The organism is Staphylococcus caseorum (assembly GCF_049943195.1).
Taxonomy (GTDB): Bacteria; Bacillota; Bacilli; order Staphylococcales; family Staphylococcaceae; genus Staphylococcus; species Staphylococcus equorum_A.
On record NZ_JBNFUA010000001.1, the window covers coordinates 1,554,909 to 1,576,396 of the forward strand.

The 21,488-nt window shown below is 32.2% G+C and carries 22 protein-coding genes and 1 riboswitch; of the genes, 6 read left to right on the top strand and 16 right to left on the bottom strand.

Annotated features, from left to right (window positions below; all coding sequences use genetic code 11):
• Positions 1–997: 997 nt before the first annotated feature.
• The 5 genes from sufB to sufC all read right to left on the bottom strand — a co-directional run bounded on the left by sufB (position 998) and on the right by sufC (position 6,577).
• Positions 998–2,395: a Fe-S cluster assembly protein SufB gene (sufB, locus tag ACP3TL_RS08015; protein WP_069817972.1), complete on the bottom strand. Its 1,398-nt coding sequence runs from the start codon at positions 2,393–2,395 to the stop codon at positions 998–1,000.
• A 176-nt stretch (positions 2,396–2,571) separates the two neighbouring features.
• Positions 2,572–3,021 carry a Fe-S cluster assembly sulfur transfer protein SufU gene (sufU, locus tag ACP3TL_RS08020; protein ID WP_069833013.1) on the bottom strand — a complete coding sequence of 150 codons (450 nt, stop codon included), beginning with the start codon at positions 3,019–3,021 and terminating at the stop codon, positions 2,572–2,574.
• Complete coding sequence (locus ACP3TL_RS08025) at positions 3,011–4,249, bottom strand: cysteine desulfurase (RefSeq protein WP_069818051.1); 1,239 nt, start codon at positions 4,247–4,249, stop codon at positions 3,011–3,013. Before ACP3TL_RS08025 ends, sufU begins: the two co-directional genes overlap by 11 nt.
• A 156-nt stretch (positions 4,250–4,405) precedes the next feature.
• The gene (gene sufD / locus ACP3TL_RS08030) at positions 4,406–5,713 is read right to left on the bottom strand and encodes a Fe-S cluster assembly protein SufD (RefSeq protein WP_069833012.1); all 1,308 of its coding nucleotides are present in this window, start codon (positions 5,711–5,713) and stop codon (positions 4,406–4,408) included.
• A 105-nt stretch (positions 5,714–5,818) separates the two neighbouring features.
• Complete coding sequence (sufC, locus tag ACP3TL_RS08035; RefSeq protein WP_069817969.1) at positions 5,819–6,577, bottom strand: Fe-S cluster assembly ATPase SufC; 759 nt, start codon at positions 6,575–6,577, stop codon at positions 5,819–5,821.
• A 364-nt stretch (positions 6,578–6,941) separates the two neighbouring features.
• On the opposite strand from sufC, the gene popT reads away from it, so the two are divergent.
• Together popT and ACP3TL_RS08045 are read left to right on the top strand one after the other, a co-directional pair.
• A complete protein-coding gene (gene popT / locus ACP3TL_RS08040; RefSeq protein ID WP_069833011.1) occupies positions 6,942–7,787 on the top strand; it encodes a polyprenyl-phosphate transporter PopT in 846 nt (281 codons plus the stop codon).
• A gap of 212 nt (positions 7,788–7,999) precedes the next feature.
• Positions 8,000–9,028, top strand: coding sequence for a hemolysin family protein (locus ACP3TL_RS08045; protein WP_069833010.1), 1,029 nt, complete (start codon positions 8,000–8,002; stop codon positions 9,026–9,028).
• Between the two features lie 992 nt (positions 9,029–10,020).
• Here ACP3TL_RS08045 and ACP3TL_RS08050 read toward each other — a convergent pair.
• The 9 genes from ACP3TL_RS08050 to ACP3TL_RS08090 form a co-directional block, all read right to left on the bottom strand.
• Positions 10,021–10,893, bottom strand: a complete 873-nt coding sequence (locus ACP3TL_RS08050) for a DMT family transporter (RefSeq protein WP_069833009.1) — start codon at positions 10,891–10,893, stop codon at positions 10,021–10,023.
• A gap of 2 nt (positions 10,894–10,895) precedes the next feature.
• Positions 10,896–12,098, bottom strand: a complete 1,203-nt coding sequence (gene hemA, locus ACP3TL_RS08055; protein WP_069833008.1) for a 5-aminolevulinate synthase — start codon at positions 12,096–12,098, stop codon at positions 10,896–10,898.
• A gap of 626 nt (positions 12,099–12,724) precedes the next feature.
• Positions 12,725–13,540 (bottom strand): MetQ/NlpA family ABC transporter substrate-binding protein, encoded by an 816-nt coding sequence (locus ACP3TL_RS08060; protein ID WP_069833007.1) that lies wholly within the window; start codon positions 13,538–13,540, stop codon positions 12,725–12,727.
• 24 nt (positions 13,541–13,564) lie between these two features.
• Positions 13,565–14,260, bottom strand: a complete 696-nt coding sequence (locus ACP3TL_RS08065) for a methionine ABC transporter permease (RefSeq protein ID WP_002508186.1) — start codon at positions 14,258–14,260, stop codon at positions 13,565–13,567.
• The gene (locus ACP3TL_RS08070; protein WP_285326199.1) at positions 14,253–15,278 is read right to left on the bottom strand and encodes a methionine ABC transporter ATP-binding protein; all 1,026 of its coding nucleotides are present in this window, start codon (positions 15,276–15,278) and stop codon (positions 14,253–14,255) included. Before ACP3TL_RS08070 ends, ACP3TL_RS08065 begins: the two co-directional genes overlap by 8 nt.
• A gap of 85 nt (positions 15,279–15,363) precedes the next feature.
• Positions 15,364–15,471: riboswitch (SAM riboswitch) on the bottom strand.
• A 55-nt stretch (positions 15,472–15,526) separates the two neighbouring features.
• Complete coding sequence (locus tag ACP3TL_RS08075) at positions 15,527–15,826, bottom strand: thioredoxin family protein (protein WP_021339857.1); 300 nt, start codon at positions 15,824–15,826, stop codon at positions 15,527–15,529.
• A complete protein-coding gene (locus tag ACP3TL_RS08080; RefSeq protein ID WP_056935399.1) occupies positions 15,823–16,215 on the bottom strand; it encodes a toprim domain-containing protein in 393 nt (130 codons plus the stop codon). Before ACP3TL_RS08080 ends, ACP3TL_RS08075 begins: the two co-directional genes overlap by 4 nt.
• A gap of 304 nt (positions 16,216–16,519) precedes the next feature.
• On the bottom strand, positions 16,520–16,900 hold the full coding sequence (gcvH, locus tag ACP3TL_RS08085; RefSeq protein WP_069833005.1) for a glycine cleavage system protein GcvH: 381 nt from the start codon (positions 16,898–16,900) through the stop codon (positions 16,520–16,522).
• Positions 16,901–17,069: 169 nt separating this feature from the next.
• Positions 17,070–17,423, bottom strand: a complete 354-nt coding sequence (locus ACP3TL_RS08090; RefSeq protein ID WP_069817961.1) for an arsenate reductase family protein — start codon at positions 17,421–17,423, stop codon at positions 17,070–17,072.
• 143 nt (positions 17,424–17,566) lie between these two features.
• Between ACP3TL_RS08090 and ACP3TL_RS08095 the strand changes: the two genes are divergently transcribed.
• On the top strand, positions 17,567–17,887 hold the full coding sequence (locus tag ACP3TL_RS08095) for a thioredoxin family protein (protein ID WP_069833004.1): 321 nt from the start codon (positions 17,567–17,569) through the stop codon (positions 17,885–17,887).
• Positions 17,888–18,037: 150 nt separating this feature from the next.
• On the opposite strand, the gene ACP3TL_RS08100 is transcribed toward ACP3TL_RS08095, so the two are convergent.
• Both ACP3TL_RS08100 and aroD read right to left on the bottom strand, forming a co-directional pair.
• A complete protein-coding gene (locus ACP3TL_RS08100) occupies positions 18,038–18,577 on the bottom strand; it encodes a nitroreductase family protein (protein ID WP_069817960.1) in 540 nt (179 codons plus the stop codon).
• Positions 18,578–18,643: 66 nt separating this feature from the next.
• The gene (gene aroD / locus ACP3TL_RS08105) at positions 18,644–19,363 is read right to left on the bottom strand and encodes a type I 3-dehydroquinate dehydratase (RefSeq protein WP_069833003.1); all 720 of its coding nucleotides are present in this window, start codon (positions 19,361–19,363) and stop codon (positions 18,644–18,646) included.
• A 178-nt stretch (positions 19,364–19,541) separates the two neighbouring features.
• Between aroD and ACP3TL_RS08110 the strand changes: the two genes are divergently transcribed.
• From ACP3TL_RS08110 to ACP3TL_RS08120, 3 genes are all read left to right on the top strand, one after another.
• A complete protein-coding gene (locus ACP3TL_RS08110) occupies positions 19,542–19,967 on the top strand; it encodes an organic hydroperoxide resistance protein (protein WP_002508195.1) in 426 nt (141 codons plus the stop codon).
• Between the two features lie 490 nt (positions 19,968–20,457).
• Positions 20,458–20,994, top strand: a complete 537-nt coding sequence (locus tag ACP3TL_RS08115; RefSeq protein ID WP_069833002.1) for a GNAT family N-acetyltransferase — start codon at positions 20,458–20,460, stop codon at positions 20,992–20,994.
• Between the two features lie 221 nt (positions 20,995–21,215).
• Positions 21,216–21,482, top strand: coding sequence for a hypothetical protein (locus ACP3TL_RS08120; protein ID WP_069817957.1), 267 nt, complete (start codon positions 21,216–21,218; stop codon positions 21,480–21,482).
• Positions 21,483–21,488 lie beyond the last annotated feature (6 nt).

The following is a 21,488-nucleotide window of genomic DNA, read 5'->3' on the forward strand; positions in this document are numbered from 1 at the left end:
TAGTACTATTTCTTTTCATTTATATATTATGAATTTTATAGCTATGCTAGAATTAAACTAAGCGTGACACTTAGGTACGCTAAATTTGGGAAACTCTTCACAAACTCACTTTTATTAGTGAGTTTTTTAAGCTAACTCTACAAGGAATGTTTTATTTATGGGAAATTTAATGATGTATACGGCTTTTGCCTTTTTCTGTATATTATTCTTAATAATAATTTTCAGTATCCTATTTGATATTAGCAAACTCGGAAAATGGATTATTATTTGTACAGTAATGATACTGCTCTTATCAATTATCGTTTTGTACAGAACAGGTGCAGACCTGAGAAGAGAAAATATCAGTACGCTCCAATACGGCACTAGCCATACATAAAAATAAGTGCCCGACCAATTCATATGGCTGGGCACTTATTTTCTTATCCTTCTTAAAATTCGTCAAACCATCACTCTATTAATGGTAAAATATTCGAAATATATCTTAACTTCATTCTATTTTTTCAAGAAAATATTTCACGAATAGTATGTTTGATGTATACCTATGCTATAAACTTCCCTTGTATTTATTGAAATTTTGATAGCCCATAAAGTTGTTTCTTCATTAAAGGGGTGTTTTTTTATTAAGTACTATATGACATTAGTTTCTGCCTTTGCTACATTAGTCGCCTATTTCATACCTATATTATCTTTTAACAAAGTATTTAATGGCAACTTATATTTTTATAGCGGCTTTTTTATCATCATAATATTAATTATGATTAATATTATTTCAGCTATTAATGGTGATCGCGTTGTAAATAGCATACTGTGTTTATTAACATTGGTAGCACTACTTATTTTCATTTTTCCAATATGGAAAGTTTTAATTTTCTAAAATCATGCATAAAAAAGCACGAGATGATACGCATGCTTCGATAACATTTAAAGAATAAATGGTATTGAATTTGTATCTCTCGTGCTTTTATTTTATAAGAAATTGTTGAATCAGTAGCTATGATTAGCCAATTGATCCTTCCATTTCGAATTTGATTAAACGGTTCATTTCAACAGCATATTCCATTGGAAGTTCTTTTGTAAATGGTTCAATGAAGCCCATTACAATCATTTCAGTCGCTTCTTCTTCTGAAATACCACGACTCATTAAATAGAATAATTGTTCTTCTGAAACTTTAGATACTTTTGCTTCATGTTCTAACGAAATATTGTCATTAAATACTTCATTATATGGGATAGTATCTGAAGTAGACTCGTTATCTAAAATTAACGTATCACATTCAATGTTTGAACGTGCGCCTTTTGCTTTACGGCCAAAGTGCACGATACCACGATAAACAACTTTACCGCCATCTTTAGAAATAGATTTAGAAACAATTGTAGAAGATGTGTTTGGCGCTTTATGAATCATTTTCGCCCCAGCATCTTGTACTTGTCCTTTACCAGCAAATGCGATAGATAATGTACTACCTTTAGCACCTTCGCCTAAAAGTACACAGTTTGGATATTTCATAGTTAACTTAGAACCTAAGTTACCATCAACCCATTCCATATTACCATTCTCATATACTAAAGTACGTTTTGTAACTAAGTTATATACGTTGTTCGCCCAGTTTTGAATCGTTGTATAACGCACATGTGCGTCTTTGTGTACAATGATTTCAACAACAGCTGAGTGTAACGAGCTTGTTGAGTATACTGGCGCCGTACAACCTTCGACATAGTTCACAGATGCGCCTTCATCAGCAATGATTAAAGTACGCTCAAATTGACCCATGTTTTCAGAGTTAATACGGAAATAAGCTTGTAAAGGTGTATCTAGTTTAATGTTTTTTGGAACATAAATAAATGATCCACCTGACCAAACAGCTGAGTTTAACGCTGAGAATTTATTATCTGCAGCAGGTACTACTGTTGAGAAATACTGTCTGAATAAATCTTCGTTTTCTCTTAAAGCACTGTCTGTATCTTTAAAGATGATACCTTGGTCTTCAAGTTCTTTCTCCATGTTGTGGTAAACAACTTCTGATTCATATTGTGCTGAAACACCAGCAAGATATTTTTGCTCAGCTTCAGGAATACCTAATTTATCAAACGTACGTTTAATTTCTTCAGGCACTTCATCCCATGAGCGTTCTGTATTTTCTGATGGTTTAACATAATAAGTGATATCATCAAAGTTTAATTCTGATAAATCCCCACCCCACTGTGGCATAGGCATTTTGTAGAATTGTTTCAATGATTTTAATCTATAATTAAGCATCCATTCAGGTTCACTTTTCATATTCGAAATTTCGCGGACAATATTTTCTGTCAAACCGCGTTCTGATCTAAAAATGGAAACATCTTCGTCGTGGAAACCATATTGATAATTCCCAACATCAGGTGCTTTTTTAGCCATTTAAATCACTCCTTTTATATATTAAAAACGACTTACGTGCAAGTTCATTTATTGTATTATTCTCTTTAACTGTCTGCTATAAGAATAATGATTTCATCTATATACATTCATGAAATTTCATGTTGTTCATACTAGTTTGAATGGGATTTTACACAATGTCAATGCTTCGACTCGAATTAGTCTTCTGCATTGCCTTCCTTTTCAACTGTACCCTTTTCTAAGGCTTTCCAAGCTAACGTGGCACATTTAATTCTTGCAGGAAATTGCGAAACACCTTGCAGTGCTTCAATATCTCCCATGTCTTCACTGATTTCATACTCTTCGCCAAGCATCATTTTCGAGAATTCTCGACTCATTTTCATGGCATCAGCTAAAGAGTTGCCTTTAACCGCTTCGGTCATCATTGAGGCGCTAGACATTGAAATAGAACAGCCTTCTCCATCAAATTTAGCATCTTTGATAAAACCATCTTCTATATCAAACGTAAGATGAATACGATCCCCACACGTTGGATTGTTCATGTCTACTGTCATAGAGCCATTATCTAAAGTACCTTTATTTCTAGGGCTTTTGTAATGATCCATAATTACTGAACGATACAACTGATTTAAATTATTAAAATTCATATGAGAAAAACTCCTTCGTTTGTTTCAAGGCTTCAACTAATTGGTCAATATCTTCTGTCGTGTTATAAATATAAAAACTTGCACGGGCTGTAGAAGATTGTTTTAACCATTTCATTAGTGGTTGAGCACAGTGATGCCCCGCACGAACAGCTACACCTTCAGTATCAACTGCAGTTGCAACGTCATGCGCATGAACATCAGTCATATTGAAAGTAATGATACCAGCACGACGATCTTTTGCCGGACCATATATCTCGATACCTTCTATCTCTGACATTTTGTCATAAGCATACTGTGTTAATGTCGCTTCATGTTGATGAATTGCTTCGAATCCTAAATTTTGTAAATATTTTATAGCCTCTGCAAAGCCAATCGCTTGTGCAATAAGTGGTGTACCTGCTTCGAATTTTGTTGGCAAATCTGCCCATGACGCTTCATATTTATCAACAAAATCTATCATATCTCCACCAAATTCAACTGGCTCCATGTTATTTAGCAATGTACGTTTACCATATAACACACCAATACCCGTTGGACCAAGCATTTTATGACCACTAAAACTATAAAAATCAGCACCTAAGTCTTGCATATCTATATCCATATGAGGGGCAGCTTGCGCACCATCCACACTGATAATTGCACCATGTTCATGCGCAATTTCGGTAATAGCTTTGATATCATTTATAGTGCCCAATACGTTAGAAACGTGAGCAATCGCAACTATTTTAGTTTTTTCATTAATAGTCGCTTTAACGTCCTCAATCGCTAATTCTCCATCTTCAGTTAACGGAATAAATTTCAATTCTGCTTTTTTACGCTTCGCTAATTGCTGCCAAGGTACAATGTTGGCATGATGTTCCATTTCAGTAACAACAATTTCATCACCTTCAGAAACATTCGCATCGCCATAGCTATGTGCAACAATATTAATCGCTGCTGTCGTGCCACGTGTGAAGATAATTTCTTCAAAATATTTCGCATTTATAAAACGTCTTACCGTTTCACGTGCATTTTCATAGCCATCTGTTGCTAATGAACCGAGTGTATGAACACCACGATGTACATTAGAGTTATATCGTTTGTAGTAATCATCAATCGCATCAATCACTTGGATAGGCGTTTGACTTGTTGCTGTAGAGTCTAGATAAGCTAGTCTATTACCATGTACTTGCTGCTCAAGAATTGGAAAATCTTTTACAATTTCACTAACATTTAATGATTCGGTCAAATTATCCACAGACCTTTCTTAATTAAAAATCTATAATCAGACCTTAGTAAAGTTAGGAAGACTCGTTTAATTCAAATTTAAAACGTACTTAATAAGAATCATTCGCTTTCCTAACACTTGAATTACTACTGTCCTTAACGTAATTAATTTCGTTAATTATTTATTAATTTTAAGTTCAATTACTTCACGTAATTTGCGTTTTACATCTTCAATCGGTAGTTCACGAACGACTGGATCTAAGAAACCGTGAATAACTAAACGTTCAGCTTCTCGACGTGAAATACCACGACTCATCAAGTAGTAAAGTTGTTCTGGATCTACACGACCTACTGATGCTGCATGTCCTGCTTCTACGTCATCTTCATCTATTAATAGAATTGGGTTCGCATCCCCACGTGCATTTTCAGAAAGCATAAGTACACGTGATTCTTGTTGCGCGTTTGATTTAGTACCGCCATGTTTAATGTAACCAATACCATTAAATATTGTTGAAGCACTTTCTAACATAACGCCATGTTTTAAAATATAACCATTTGTTTCTTTACCGTATTGTACGATTTTAGACGTTAAATTGATTTTTTGACTACCCGTACCAACGACAACAGATTTTAATTCACTTTCTGAGCGATCACCAATTAAATTAGTAGTATTATCGATAATTTGACTACCTTCATTCATTAGTCCTAATGCCCAGTTAATTGTTGCGTCTGTTTCTGTCATACCACGACGAATAATGTGACCAGTAAAGCCTTTGTCTAAATAATCTACTGAACCATAAGTGATTTTCGAGTTTGCACCAGCACTTACTTCTGAAACGATGTTAAGTTGGTTACCTTCACCGCTTGCATTTGACAAGTAGTTTTCAACATACGTTACTTCTGCACTTTCTTCAGTAGTAATGATAACGTGATTATAGAAACTTGCATTAGCATCGTCATGTAAAACAACGTATTGAATTGGATGTTCAACCACTACGTTTTTAGGTACATATACAAACATACCACCATTAACAAGCGCTGTGTGTAATGCTGTTAATCTATGTTCATCAACAGTTACTGTGTCATTCATAAAATATTTTTTCACTAAATCAGGATGATTCTTCAACGCGTCTGATAATCCTTCAATGATTACGCCATCGTTTTTTGCAGAATCAGAAACCTTTGTAAAAGCAAGTGTATTATTATGTTGTATTACTAAGTTCTCAGTGTTTTCTACATCAATAATTTCTTTTACTTCTGCAGGTAGGTCTTCTATTGATTCATAAACATTACCTACTGTTTCATGTTGTTTAAATGAATCAAAATCCCATTTGTTAATTTTTGTTTTATCTGGTTTTGGCATTTCTAAAGTTTCAGTTAATTTCAACGCTTCTCTACGTAATTCAGTTAACCAAGAAGGTTCATTATGGGCTTGTGAATATTCAACAAGTTGAGCTTCAGAAATGTTCAAAGTTTCAGTCGTCATACTATTTTTTCCTCCCATTTGATGATTGTATGATTTAATTCATTGGTATAAATCAAAACCTTAAATCTTCATCTAAATTAATGTTTTCATATGATTTGAGACTTATTATTGAGCGTTGAACTCTTCTTTAACCCATTCATAGCCTTCTTCTTCTAAACGTTTTGCTAATTCAGGCCCACCTGAAGTAACTACTTTGCCCGCATACATAACATGTACATGGTCTGGAGTAATGTAGTTTAATAGACGTTGATAGTGAGTAATAATTAATGCACCGAATTCTTCGCCACGCATTAAGTTGATACCTTTAGATACTACTTTTAGAGCATCGATATCTAAACCAGAGTCAATTTCATCTAAAATTGCGAATTTTGGTTCTAACATCATTAATTGAAGAATTTCATTACGTTTTTTCTCGCCGCCAGAGAATCCTTCATTTAAATAACGTTGTGCCATATCTTGATCGATATCTAAACGATCCATTTCTTTATCTAATTTTTTGATGAATTGCATCAAATTAATTTCATTACCTTCTCCACGTTTAACATTAATTGCTGAACGTAGAAAATCTGCAGTTGTTACACCAGTGATTTCTGATGGATATTGCATTGCTAAGAAAAGGCCTGCTTTTGCACGTTCGTCAACTTCTAGTTCTAATATGTTAACGCCGTCTAATAAAACTTCACCTTTCGTTACTTCGTAGCTAGGGTGTCCCATGATTGCTGATGATAATGTTGATTTACCAGTACCATTTGGTCCCATTACAACGTGTATTTCGTCTGTGTTAATTGTTAAGTTAACACCTTTAAGAATTTCTTTATCTTCAATAGACACATGTAGGTCCTTAATTTCTAATGTTGATGGCATACATATTCCCTCCGTATTATATGATATGTTTTTCTTATCTAGTTTATAATAATTTTAATCTACAGTCAAAAGACTGAGCCTTTGTTACATCTTCTAATTATAACGTAGTTATATTTGAATATAAACCTTTTCAGGAGCTAAATTAAAATCGTTATTAAAACACAATCATTTTCGATAGGGATTCTTAGGTTTTCGTAACTGATAATAATATCATCGTTGTTCTCAATGCCTATAATCTTTTAAATTAAGAGTCAATGTTCGTTTATATGTGATAAACAATATTTTTTCTGCATTGGTTTTAATATTCTCATGCTCACTTTTATGCTATTATCATTTATATATTTTCAATCCAAAGGAGACTATCATGTCAAAAATAAAATGGTCAAATATTAGTAAAGGGTTTGCTATGGGAACAACTGATTTAGTTCCAGGAGTTAGCGGAGGCACTATTGCCCTCTTACTTGGTATTTATGACGACTTTATTCGTTCTATTAGCGGTCTTTTTTCTAAACGCTTTTGGGAAAGTTTAAAATTTTTAATACCAATTGGTTTAGGAATGGTCCTAGCTATAGGCTTATTAAGCAAAGTTATCAATTACTTACTGAGTGAACACACAGTACCAACGATGTTCTTTTTTGTTGGTTTAATTGCAGGCATCATCCCATATTTATTAAATACTTCTCGCTTTAAACAAACTTTTAATATTAAACACTATTCACTTCTTGTGTTGGGCATCATTATAATTGTTATCATTACTTTATTAAATAACGGCGACAAGCATGCAGGCGAAACACTAGAGCTTTCAACTGGTCTTTTCATTAAGTATTTTATTGCTGGTGCGTGTGCCTCTAGTGCTATGTTGCTTCCAGGTATATCAGGTTCATTTATGTTATTAGTGTTTGGAGTTTACGGTACAGTAATGTATGCACTCTCAGAATTTATTTCGCTAAACTTTAATGCCATTCCTGTATTAATTTCAGTTGGTTTAGGTGTTATTGCCGGTTTCTTATTTTCCAGTAAAATTATCCAACACTTACTGACTTACCATACTTACTTAACCTACGCATTAATTATTGGTTTCGTAGTAGGTTCACTATACGCGGTATTTCCTGGCCTCCCACATTCTATTTTAATATGGATTATTTCAATCATAACGTTGGTTTGTGGTTTTATTATTAGTTATAAATTAGGGCGCACTACAAAAGATTAAAATCAAATATATAAATTTTAAATGCCATCGAAAATGCTCGATGGCGTTTTTAAAGTCCGTTTTCCACAAATTTTCCGGCGGCACAAAAAATAAATTTAGTTTTTTTAAAATATGTAAATCTTGACAGTGGATAACTACACTCATTTTTTATATAATAAGCTTTCAATCTTTTTTAGATTGAATCAGAAAATATTGGAGGAATTAATTAATATTTGGGAACCCTTATTAGTTTAATCACGTTTATTATTTTATTAATACTTACTGCATTCTTTGTCGCTTCAGAGTTCGCAATAGTCAAAGTTCGAACATCGAGAATCCACTCGCTTGCAACAGGTAATAATAAAAATGCACTTTCAGCACAAAAGGTAGTAACACACTTAGATGAATACTTGGCTGCCTGTCAATTAGGTATAACAATTACCGCTCTAGGCATCGGTATGGTCGGCGAATCAACTTTTGAGTTTATGTTACACCCGCTTTTCAGTAGTTTAGGTTTATCAGATTCGATGATACATGTCTTCACTTTAATTGGCGCTTTCGTAATTGCAACCTATTTACACGTTGTAGTCGGCGAAATGGCACCTAAGACAGTTGCGATTCAAAAAGCCGAACAAATTACATTAATCATAGCTAAGCCAATGATCATGTTTTACAAATTATTTTATCCATTTATATATATACTTAATGGTTCAGCGCGATTAATTTTAAAAATGTTTGGTATGCAACCTGCTAAAGAAAGTGAACTCTACCATTCCGAAGAAGAATTAAAATTATTGATTAAAGAAAGTCATGAAGGCGGAGAAATCTCTGAAAATGAATTAACGCATATCAATCGTGCATTTGCTTTTGATGAAATGACGATTAAAGATGGTTATATTGCTCTCGATAAAGTTTCAGTTATTGATATTAAAAGTGATGTAGATGAAACAAAATCTTATATAAATAATGCGAATTACACAAGATTCCCTGTATTTAGAGATAACCCAACTCAAATTGTTGGTTACCTACATGCTAAGGACTTTTTAAATGATGATTTAACAGCTCTTGAAGATATTACAAATGATATTCTAAAAGTGAGTCTTAATACTAAATATCATCATGTACTAGAGCTGATGAAATCACATCAAATCCACATCGCACTTGTCGAAGATGAAAATCGTAATCCTATTGGTATGATTACCATGGAAAACATTTTAGAGAATATAGTTGGCGACATTAAAGATGAGCACGATTTAGTCTAAATATGTACTTTAATTAAAACAGTATTTCGAACGTAGACAAACCACCTACGAAGTTAAGCAACTTTGTCGGTGGTTTTTTGTAGTTCTTTAAGTACAATCTTATTATTTTATATGTCAGAAGCATTTAGTTCAGACACGATTACTGCCTTTTGTATTGAAGTATTATCCAAGCACTATATTAGTCCCATCTAATCAAACGTCTTGTAAGTATCAAGATAAAAGACGAAAAAATAACCCGAAAGTATATGTCCCATTACTTTTAAATCATTTAATGATATAAAAGCATCCCATAACCTCCGAGCTATTAAATAAAATATCAACAGCGAAAGTGATATTTTAGCGATTCTATATATAATCAATACATAAACCTTCCATTTATTATAGAAAGCTTACCATTAATTTATTAGTTCTCCCATTGAAAATGAAACTGATTTTTTCTCAATCAATCTATTTCAATTCTTTTATTTTACTCACCTGAGATCACTATTTCAAATATATGAGATAAGTATGCAGCGCATGTTTCAATTTTTTATTACAATTCGCTTTATAAATTCTTTACACAACACAAGTTCCTAGAAATTTCATAAGCATTTACTCACACTTATCATAATAAACTTGAAGAATACATCCAAACTCAGGTCTCCCTCAGATTAAAGACAAAACATTCGAATTTGTAGATAGTTTTGTGCATGCTTTTACGATCGCAGCCTTAGTCTGTATCTTCAGCTTGTACTATTACTATAGTTGTCGGCGTAAAGATTTGTCATTTTCACTATTTACTATAAATTAAAAAGAACCCTCAAACCGTTGTAGTTAAAGGATTCTTCATGAAATTTGGTATTATTTTGCTGGAATAGTTGAGCAATTTATCAAGGAAGTTTATGAATAATCAAAATACTGATATATAGGAATTTTTAGTTCATTCAAGTTAATTTATTGTTCATACCCTTGCCCTTATTATCAAAATTACACGCTTTTTTTGCCCTTGAATTTTATCCAGAAGCTTTCTTTTTCTTCAATGCCAAATAAGCACCAAAGCAAGCTAGAAGGGTTCCCATTATAAGATTTATGCTAACTACCGATTCTCCCATAAGAACGCTTGCCGCTCCTCCAATTGCTGGAAACATCGCAACCATATATCCACTTTCAGACGCACCGATGTTACTAATTAATTTCAAATAAAATAACCATGCTAAAAATGAAGCTAATATAGATAGATATAATAGTCCAAACCAGAAATTAGGTTCTTGTGGTAACGCATATGAGTATCCTTTAAAACTAGTATAAATAATTAAAAATAGTACGGCAGATGACATACCTATTGTATTAGCTAAAACCGGATTAGTATTGTTATCACTATTATATAATGAAAATACATCTCCAATAGATGTAATAATAGTACCAGCTAAAGCCATTATTACACCAATTATAAATTTACTTGTTAGATTATTTAAATCTGGGAATAAAATTATAAAAACACTTAATATGCCTATAAATCCACCCCAATATATCCTATTAGGTATTTTCTTTTTAAAGATTAGACTTATAAATATCGGTGTTAATATCGCCTTCATGGAAAATATAAGAGTCACTATTGCTGCAGTACTATAAAATGTACCATAATAGAGCAACAGATAACTTATTGTAAAATTACACAAACCAAACCCAATCACAGTTAACCAATTCACACTTTTTAAGTCTACTTTTTTCATTAAAAAGGAGAGTAGTATTGAAAACAAAATTAAGGCAATAACCGATCTGTATAATAGTGCAACTTCTAATGGTACGCTATCACCTTGAACTTTCACAGCTATAAAATTTAAACCCCATACTAGCATACAAAAAAAATACATTAAAAAGTTCATAATTACACACTTCGCTTAATATTTAATTTATCAAAAACAAATACAATAGAGGATACTAATAACTCCATTTGTTCTTCAGTATGATTTGGCGTTACATTAATTCTGAATCTTTCAGTCCCGCTCTCCACAGTAGGTGAATTAATTGCTTGGACATATATGTTAAAATTATCAAATAATAATTTAGCTGCTTGAGTACATTGCTTAGAATCACCTATTATAACTGGCAGAATGTGAGTTGTACTCTGTTCTAAAACTTCTATACCATTCTCTTTCAATTTATTCCTTAAATATCTAGTTTTACTTTGTAAATTTTCTCTTAATTCATCATTTTTTCTAACTATTTTTATACTTTCCAAACACCCTGCTACTATAACTGGAGGTAACGCCGTAGTGAATATAAAACCTGGTGAATATGATCTAATAACATCTATTAACCAACGTTCTCCCGTTATATAACCACCAATGATTCCAATACCTTTAGCCATTGTTGATTGAATAACGTCTATGTCATTTTGCACACCAAGAACATCAGAGTATCCTCTTCCTTCCTCGCCATACATTCCTATTGCATGAACTTCATCTAAAAAGGTTAATGAATTGTGTTCTTTTGCTAAGTTTACTATTTCATTTATTGGAGCAACATCCCCATCCATTGAATAAATTGATTCAAAAACAATTATTTTTGGAATCTCATGACCATATCTACTTAATAAATTTTTCAAATGCATAACATTGTTATGTTCAAAAATTTCAATTTTATTTTTCACACTTCTCAAAGCATTTATTATTGAAGCATGGTTTTTTTGGTCTGAAAATACTATCATATTTGGAAATGTTCTTAATAATCCTTGTAATGATGCATCATTTGATGAATATCCAGTTGGGAAAATTAAGGCCTCTTCTTTTTGATGCCAATTTGATATTTCTTTTTCTAACAGCTTAAAATATCTATGACTTCCACCAATATTTCGAGATCCTCCAGACCCTGCTCCAAATTCTTTCAATGCCTCTTCCATACTATTAATAACAGTTTCATTTTGTGACATGCCTAAATAATCATTGCTACAAAAAACGATTAATTCCTGACCACTTTCTCCTTTAGCCAAAGGATATTTTGTTGATAATCTATTAACTTCAGTAAACTCTCTATAACTTCCATTTTCTTTCAATTCTGAAATCTTGTTAAAAAATAAAGTTTTATACATTATCATTCCCCTTTATAATGTTTTATCCAGCAACTGATATTAAGTTAATATTCCCTTTCAGCTTATATTATATCACCCATCTTAATAATATTTAAATATAGTTTATAGCAATTTAAATATTATGTTGTTTATATTTCCTAACTGTAACATTTTAATGCCTAACTGCTTTTCAAAACAGTATATTTTTGATAACTATTTTTAAAACATTATTTTTAGTTTAGTAATTAATATTTTGTATAAAATTGCCAAAAGTTATTAAACATATGCACAAAAATTCTATATTAATGAAAATGCTAATTAACTTTATATATTTTATAAATGCAAAACTACCCACCAACACTTCTGCTGACGGGTAAAAATCAAAATGATTTTATGTTATCTTTTTAATTTACTACAAGACAGTTATGTACTAAAAATAACCGCTTAGGGAAACTTTAGATATTAAAAATAAGACTCAATTACAGAGATGATGAAAGTAATAACTTTCATCATCAATTTGGAAAACAATATTCATATGGCTATAGAAAAGTAACTGCAGAATTAAATAAACATAGTGTCAAAAAGGTTAACCATAAAAAAGAACCCTCAAACCGTTGTGGTTAAAGGATTCTTCATGAAATTTGATGTTATTTTGCTGGTACAACCGCACCATCGTATTCTTTGTTGATATAGTCTTTAATTTCTTTAGATTGGAGTACATCAATTAGCGCTTTGATTTTCTCGTCATCTTTATGACCTTCTCTTACGCCAATTAAATTCGCATAAGGATTGTCTTTTGCTTTCTCTAGAACAATCGAATCATCTTTAGGGCTTAAATCTTGATCAATTGCAAAGTTTGAATTAATAATTACAGCATCAGCATCTTCGTTTTGATAAATTTTAGGTAGATACTCTGCAGATTGTTTATTATTAAATTTGATATCTTTTTTATTTTCTACAATATCATCAAACATAGCGTCTTCTGTTTTAACGCCATCTTTTAATTTAATAAGTCCTTCATCTACGAAGAATTTTAAGAAACGTCCTTCTTCAGCTGGATTATTCGAAACGTATACTGTTGCGCCTTTTGGTAAATCTTTTAAACTTTTATGTTTTTTAGAGTATACTGCCATAGGCTCCAAGTGAACGTTTCCTGCTGATTCCACTTTATAGCCTTTGTCTTCCTTCTCTGTTTTTAAATATGGTGTATGTTGGAAGAAGTTCGCATCAATTTCACCTTTATCTAATAATTTATTCGGTGTTGTATAATCATTAATCGTTTTGATTTTTAATTTATAACCTTTATCTTCTAACAATGGTTCGGCTTTTTCTAATATTTCTGCGTGCGGTGCTGGCGAAGCTCCGACTGTAATTGTCTTATCTTTTTCATCTCCGCCACCGCCACATGCTGCTAATAAAAGTGCTAAAGCTGCTACAGAAACTAAACTTAATATTTTTTTCATATAATAAAGTCCCCTTTTAAAAATTTATCGTTTATCTATTTTATTTGTAGACCAGTCACCAATAAATTGAATGATAAATACAATAATTAGTATTAAAACTGTTGATACAAATATGACGTCATTTTGATTTCGTGTGAAGCCAGTTAAATACGCTAAGTTACCTAAACCACCTGCACCAATTACACCCGCAACTGCTGTTGATCCAACCAAAGCAATTGCAGTAACTGTAATACCAGATATTAAAGCTGGCATTGCTTCTGGTAAAAGGACTTTTTTTACTACTGTCCATGTATTTGCACCCATTGACCAAGCCGCTTCGATTACGCCTTTGTCGATTTCTTTAAATGCAATCTCTACTAATCTTGCATAGAACGGTGCAGCACTAATGATCAATGCTGGTAAAGCTCCAGTTGGTCCACTGATTGTTCCTAATATTAAACTTGTGAATGGAATCAACAAGAGTATGAGAATAATGAATGGTATCGCTCTGAATAAGTTTACGATAAATGAAACTACACTATAAAAGACTCTTGCAACTGGTGATTTACTTTTAGCTGATAAGAAGAGTAAAACACCTAAAATCAGTCCTAAAACAAAAGCAAATGCTGTTGCTATTACAGTCATATAAATTGTTTCATATGTTGCTAACCAAACTTCGTCCCAACTGATATTTGGCATAGTAACCATCTCACGGAGTATGTCACCAAACGAATTACCCATGCTTTAACACCTCCACTGAAACGTGTTGCGCTTCTAAATCGTTTTTGAACTTTTCGAATTTTTCTGAATTTACTGTTGGTAAATGTACTACTAAAAAGCCGATTGAACCATCTTTCGTATGTTTAATATTAGCTTCCAATATATTTACATCAATATTATGCGTCTTAGTTATGTATGATACTAACGGCTCCGTAGTATTGCTTCCTGTAAAATTCAAGCGAACTACATAATCATTTTCCTTTAATGATATTAAATCTGTGATAGATTCATCAAAATCATCGTCTAAATCATCTTTCACAAAGCGTTTTGTTACTGCATGTTGTGGGTTTTCAAAGACAGTTGTAACCTCGCCTTGTTCAATTACACGGCCACTTTCCATAACAGCGACTTCATCGCAGATACGTCGAATGACATGCATTTCGTGTGTAATGATTACGATTGTTAAATTTTGTTCTTCTTTAATCTTTAATAATAATTCTAGAATTTCATCGGTCGTTTGAGGATCTAACGCACTTGTTGCTTCATCACAAAGCAATACAGTAGGTTCATTAGCTAATGCACGCGCAATACCGACACGTTGCTTTTGACCACCTGACAATTCCGATGGATATGCATTTTCTCTTCCTTTTAGTCCTACCAATTCCACTAATTCTAAAGCACGTTGCTTCGCTTCACGACGCGAAACACCAGCAATTTCTAGCGGGAATGTAATATTATTTAATACATTTCGTGACCACAGTAAATTAAAATGTTGAAAAATCATGCTCACTTTTTGACGTTTTTTTCTTAAATCTGATTTAGATAAATCACCAATCTTATCTCCATCAATAATTACGTCACCTGAAGTAGGTTGCTCGAGATTGTTCAAGAGTCTTACTAAAGTACTTTTCCCCGCTCCTGAAAAACCAACCACTCCAAAGATTGAGCCTGATTGAATGCTTAAATCAACATGATCTACAGCTAGTACGTCGTGTTTTTTTGTTTTGTACCTTTTGACTATTTGATTTAATTCAATCATCACACTTGCCTCCTTGTATTACACTATCAATTAAAAAATGCTTCCCCTTTTATTCAGTGAAGAAAAGAGAAAGCATTAATCGCTTCTCTCATCTCCCAAAGTTAATTATAACTTCATGTGAATTGGCACCATTTCTGATTCAGACGGTTGCCGGGCTTCAAAGGGCACATCCCTCCACCACTCTTGATAAGAGTATCATTTATTTAATTATTTTTAATCCTATCATCGCACTCATGTTTCGTCAATAACTATTTTAAATTTTCTAACAAATAAGGAACAGATTGAAATGCGTAAATTCTTTTCTGTTCTTTACCTTTAGACATCAGCATGAGCACAGGTACAGATTGTATTTCTTGCGCTTGGCTAAAATCAGGATGAAAATTCAAATCTATTTTCGTAATTGGTAGCTTCAAAATTTCATTTGCTATATCTAACATGCGTTCTGAAACTTTACAAGTTCCACACGTTGGTGTATAACCAAATATTAAATATTTTTCTTTTTCTTCATGTTCGTGCACATCTGCACGGTGTTCACTTGTTACATTCATGTTAATAAACTTACCCTTTCAGCTATATAATCTAATTTTGCTTTAGCTACTTTTTCTGCATCTTTTACAGAAAAACCATGTTTTCGCAGTACTCTGGATAAATATGGTTTAGGGCATCTAGCAACCTCACAATATTGTCTATCTATGCGTATATGTTTACTTTCACTGAGATATCGTTTGAACCATTTCCGTATCTTTTCACCTTCTTTATCTGAATCCACAAGAATATACACTTGTTTATCATATAAAGTTTCAACCATTTCATCGATTTTATCAATGCCCATAGTACCGTTCGTACATATGATATCAATTGGCTGATCAATAACTTGCTTTACCCGTTTCTTGTCTGACTTGCCTTCGACAATGATCACTTGGTTTAGTATCGTCATGACATCCACCCTCTAAATGTTGATAGTTGTTCAATCTACTTAGTTCTTCACAATACTTAGCGACTATAAACATAATTTACATATTCCTAATCTTATCTTATTATTGAAAATGATTTTTGTCATTTAAAGACATCTAATCAGATGATCTTTTTCTTATATAATATCTGTTCTTTAGTTCTACTAAGCTTTGCTCTACTATAGTTCACTTTATACATGTTTATTTTTGACAAAAAGCATATAAAATAGATGTTCTTATTAAAAAAACCCCAAGATAATCAATATCATGGAGTTCGCACTTTATTTTTTATTCACCAATCATTTCTGAGTATTGCTCAGCAGATAATAATTCATCTAATTGACTTTGATCGCTTAATTCAACTTTTACCATCCATGCTTTATCGTATGGTGATTCATTTACGAATTCTGGGCTGTCTTCTAATTCTTCGTTAGACTCGACAACTTTCCCAGTAACAGGTGCGTAAAGTTCTGAAACTGTTTTTACCGATTCAACACTACCAAAAGTTTCACCTTCGTTAATGTCATCGTCGACTTCTGGTAATTCAACGAATACGATATCTCCTAATTCACCTTGAGCATATTCAGTTATACCAATTGTTACTGTATTGCCTTCAATTTTAACCCATTCATGTTCTTTAGAATATTTAAATTCACTCGGTACTGCCACAAGAATCCCCTCCTAAATGATTTTACATATTAATGATGCCATATGAAAAGCTTTCAAGCAACTATTTCTCGATAACATAATTCAATCAAATCTTTTTCATAGCAATAGATGAAGCGTTTACACAATCACTATTGTAACCACTTATTTAATTATGAAATTAAAATTTATTTTATAACCAAGTTTCCTTATATTGGTCTTCTTTAAATCCAACTGTAACTTTATTTCCTGAAATAGCTAGTGGTCTTTTAACTAACATACCATTTGAAGCCAATAAATCTAACTTTTCATCATACGTTAAATCTTTTAACTTATCTTTCAATCCAAGCTCACGATATTTTGCGCCATGTGTGTTAAAGAGTTTGTTAACATCAATTTCTGTCGCTTCAATAATATCTTTAAACTCGTTTTTAGTAGGTGTATGTTGAACGATATCAATAGGTTCAAAACTAACACCATACTCCTGTAAGAACTTAGCGGCCTTCTTACAAGTTGTACAATTAGGATACTGGTAAAATTTTATCATTATGCTGTACCTCCTATGTCTAGTTAACACTAATATATCAAATTTCTACGTAAAACGCTCTTAATTTCAGGCTGATTTTTTTAATAATGGTTAATTGTCAGTTATAATAGGGCTAATAATATCTAAAACAAAGGAGTTATACTATGCAACCAATAAATACTACAGACAATTTTAAAGAAACAATACAAAGTGATAATCCTGTGATCGTTAAATTTGAAGCAGGCTGGTGTCCAGACTGTAAAGCTATGGATATGTGGATCGACCCAATCACTGAAAAATATAATGATTACCAATGGTTCACAGTAAACCGTGATGAATTAGAAGACGTAGCGTCTGACAATGATGTAATGGGTATTCCAAGCTTGTTAGTTTTCAAAAATGGAGAAAAATTAGCTCATTTACATTCAGCAAATGCAAAATCTCCAGAACAAGTTGAATCATTTTTAGCAGAAACATTCAAATAAATCATAAAGTGTTGCAGATGATAATCTGAGACATACATTTCAAAGATAAATAAAGGCCGCATTGAATTCTATTTTCAATGCGGCCTTTATTTATCTCAACAGTCGTTTAAATGACTACTTACTTACTTTACTGCAATTTTTATATGATAGTTAAAATTTATCAATTATATTATTAACGTGACGTTCTCTATGCGGTACTTCATCTTCTAAATCAGTTAGATACAAAAAGCCAACTAAGCTCTCATCATCTTTCACTCCAAATAACGCACGCATTTCAGGTTGAAATATATATGCTGGCGTTTTCCAACAGGTACCAATACCAACTTCATGTAAAAGAAGCATTAAATTTTGAGTAAAAGCTCCAAATGCCATATAATTTTCTAAATTTTGTTTTTGTCTTGGATCTTCTTTTAAGACTAGCGCTAGCATGCCACCAAGATTTGTAGCTACATTATAATGATCTTCTTGTTTTTTCTTCAGATTAGGAAAAGCAATTTCTGTAAGTTGTTTACTCATATCTCCTAATCTATCTTTAGCAATATGAACAACTCTCCATGGCTCTCTCAAACCGTGATTAGGTGCATCAGTAGCTTGTCGAATAGCTTGATATAAAGCTGTATCATCTATCTTCATATCTCTTTTGAACACTTTAATACTACGACGTTGTGCTATTGCATCTTGCAGTTCCATATAATATCGCCCTTTCACTATTGATAATTATTTTCAATTATAAGATAGGTCACGATTATTTTCAAATTACTCATATAACTTTAATTGTTGTTTTAGCGCTTCAACATGAATTTGACCTGGCGCTTTAGGACTATCAAGACAGCCATACGTTACAGTGCCTCCAAATAACCCCTGTGCAGTTCTAGATATTAGACCTAATTTTGACATTGCAATGCCAATCACTTGTTGAGGAACTGAATCAGACGTTTCTGACATCGCACTTAATAAATTCAGCACATCTTGTTTACCAAGAGGCATTACTGCAACTTTTAAGAAATCTGGTCCAAGTTGGTGCATTTTAAAGTAAAGATGCTTTAAAGCTTCCAGTGCTGGTGTTTTTTTAAAGTCATGATAAGACAATACTACTTGGATTTGTTTGCTTTTAGATTGTGCAATTAAATCTATCAAAGGTTGTGTTGATTTCCCAGGTTCAAATTCAATATCAACTAAATCAACATGTGTTAAATTTATTATTTCAGCTAAGGCGTTCAAATATGCTTCATATGGTAACGTGCCCTCTCCACCTTGTGAAGAAGTACGATAAGTGACGAGTATCTTTTTCCCTAAATTTAAATTATAGATATTGTCTACTACTTTAGACACTTGGTTCACATCAAAATCCGCCCACTGATCTATTCTAAATTCAATGATTTCTATTGAATCTTGAAATTTGATTAAGTCTTCTATAGTAGATTGTGAAAGTTCTTTTTCTGGCGCTATCGTAACAGCTATATCAACTTCAGTCATTTTTAATACTTCCTTTATTTATTGTGATTAAAATAATTGTATAACAATTTTCAAAAATAAAACAATCAATATACATTAACTTATAAAATGACAGTATTAATCAAAGAGTGAATTTTATATGATTTAAAAATTATTCTACGGGTATACAGTAATAGTAAGTCATTAAGGAGGTAATAAAATGGCAGTAAATTATGAAACTAAAGCAACAAATACAGGTGGCCGTAACGGACACGTTCAAACAGATGATAAAGCAATTGATGTAGCGGTTATTCCACCAGCACAAGCTGACGCTGAAAAAGGTACAAATCCTGAGCAATTATTCGCAGCAGGTTATGCTTCATGCTTTAACGGTGCATTCGATTTAATCTTAAAACAAAACAAAGTGAGAGATGCTGAACCAGAAGTAACTCTAACTGTGCGTTTAGAAGATGATCCAGATGCTGAAAGTCCTAAGCTAAGCGTTTCAATTGATGCTAAAGTTAAAAGCGTATTATCTCAAGAAGACGCTGAAAAATATTTACAAGACGCGCACGAATTTTGTCCATATTCAAAAGCTACACGTGGCAACATTGACGTTGATTTAAACGTAGAAGTTGTTGACTAGTATTTAATATATAAAATTTAACCCCTAGACTCTATCTCGAGTCTGGGGGTTATTTTGTGCTTTGATGTTTCTGCCCTCTTATTTCTTGATGTCTTTAGTATTCTCTGTCTGGGTATTTAATTGTCATCATCACTAAATTGAGTGAAAAAATAAACAACTAAAATTGCAAAAGAAACCAGGATAAGTGCTGTCAAAGAAACAATAATTATAATTAATGCCTCCAAAAGTCTTGCCTCCACTTTAGTATATACCACTATATTATATCATAATAGGTCAAATCAATTTCAATTCATTAAAATTCAAATTTAATTTACAGAGAAAATTTATAGTGATGAATTTATTAATCATAGGAATTTTAAGTTAATTATATTTTTGACATAAGTAAATGGAAAAGTTGCCCAATCATTTCTTTTACTATAGTATTATAAACAAAATGTCAGAATATTAATTATTTTATTATATACACTTTGTACAGTTTAGGAGGCATTCAATGACAGATATACGTTACTTAACAAGTGAAGATTCATCTATTTATCGTGCTTTTTTATTAAAGGGCATCCACAAAGAACTTGAAGTATTTGCATGGAAATTGCAAAATGAAAAATGCTTAATTGAATTAAATATAGAAAAATTACTTTCTTCACAAACATCTGATTATGCAGTGCTTGGTGCCTTTGAACAAGATGAATTAGTTGGTGCAGCTACTTTAATTCACAGACAAAAATATAGCTTATCTCATAAAGCAATAATGGAAAACATGTGTGTCCAAGGTCATGACGATGATTCAAGAGATCACATTTCTAAATTATTAATGCGTCATATTTTCCAAATATGCCATGACAAAGAAATAGAAATCTTATTAACTTCACTCATTTCAAATAACATTAGTGGAAAAGTATTTTTCAGCAACCTCAATTTTGATACACTCTTTTTAGAAGAACATGCTAGAAAATATGAGAACTATTACGTCGATGAACATTGGTTAATATATTACTTTAAAGACAATGATTTAGAATTATTCAATTAAATTGTTGATACCTGTATATGAAATAATGTTATATTTATTTCATATTCACAATAGCTCGCTCTATGTAACAAAACCATCGAATTAAGGCAATTTTTCAAAAGTTTTCCTATAATGGCTTGCAATCAAAATCATTTAGAAATATTATTTTAATAAGTTATACTTACAATCAACATATGCACATTAATAGACTATCTTTCCAATTATAGAAAGGACTGAGCAAATTGAAATATGCTACTACATTACTATCTTTGTTCTTATCATTAATTACTTTAGCTACACCTTTACTAGCTGTTAACAAAGTGATCGAAGGTGATATGGCAATATTAGCAGGCGCTTTATTTATATTAGGTGTTTTCTTATTTAACTTATACGCTTGTATACGTGGCGATCGTGTAGCTAATATCTTTGCTATGTTCGTATCCATCTTCGCATTCATTCTAATGAGTTATCCAATGTGGAAAACATATGTAATGGGCTTTATAGGTTAGCTTCCT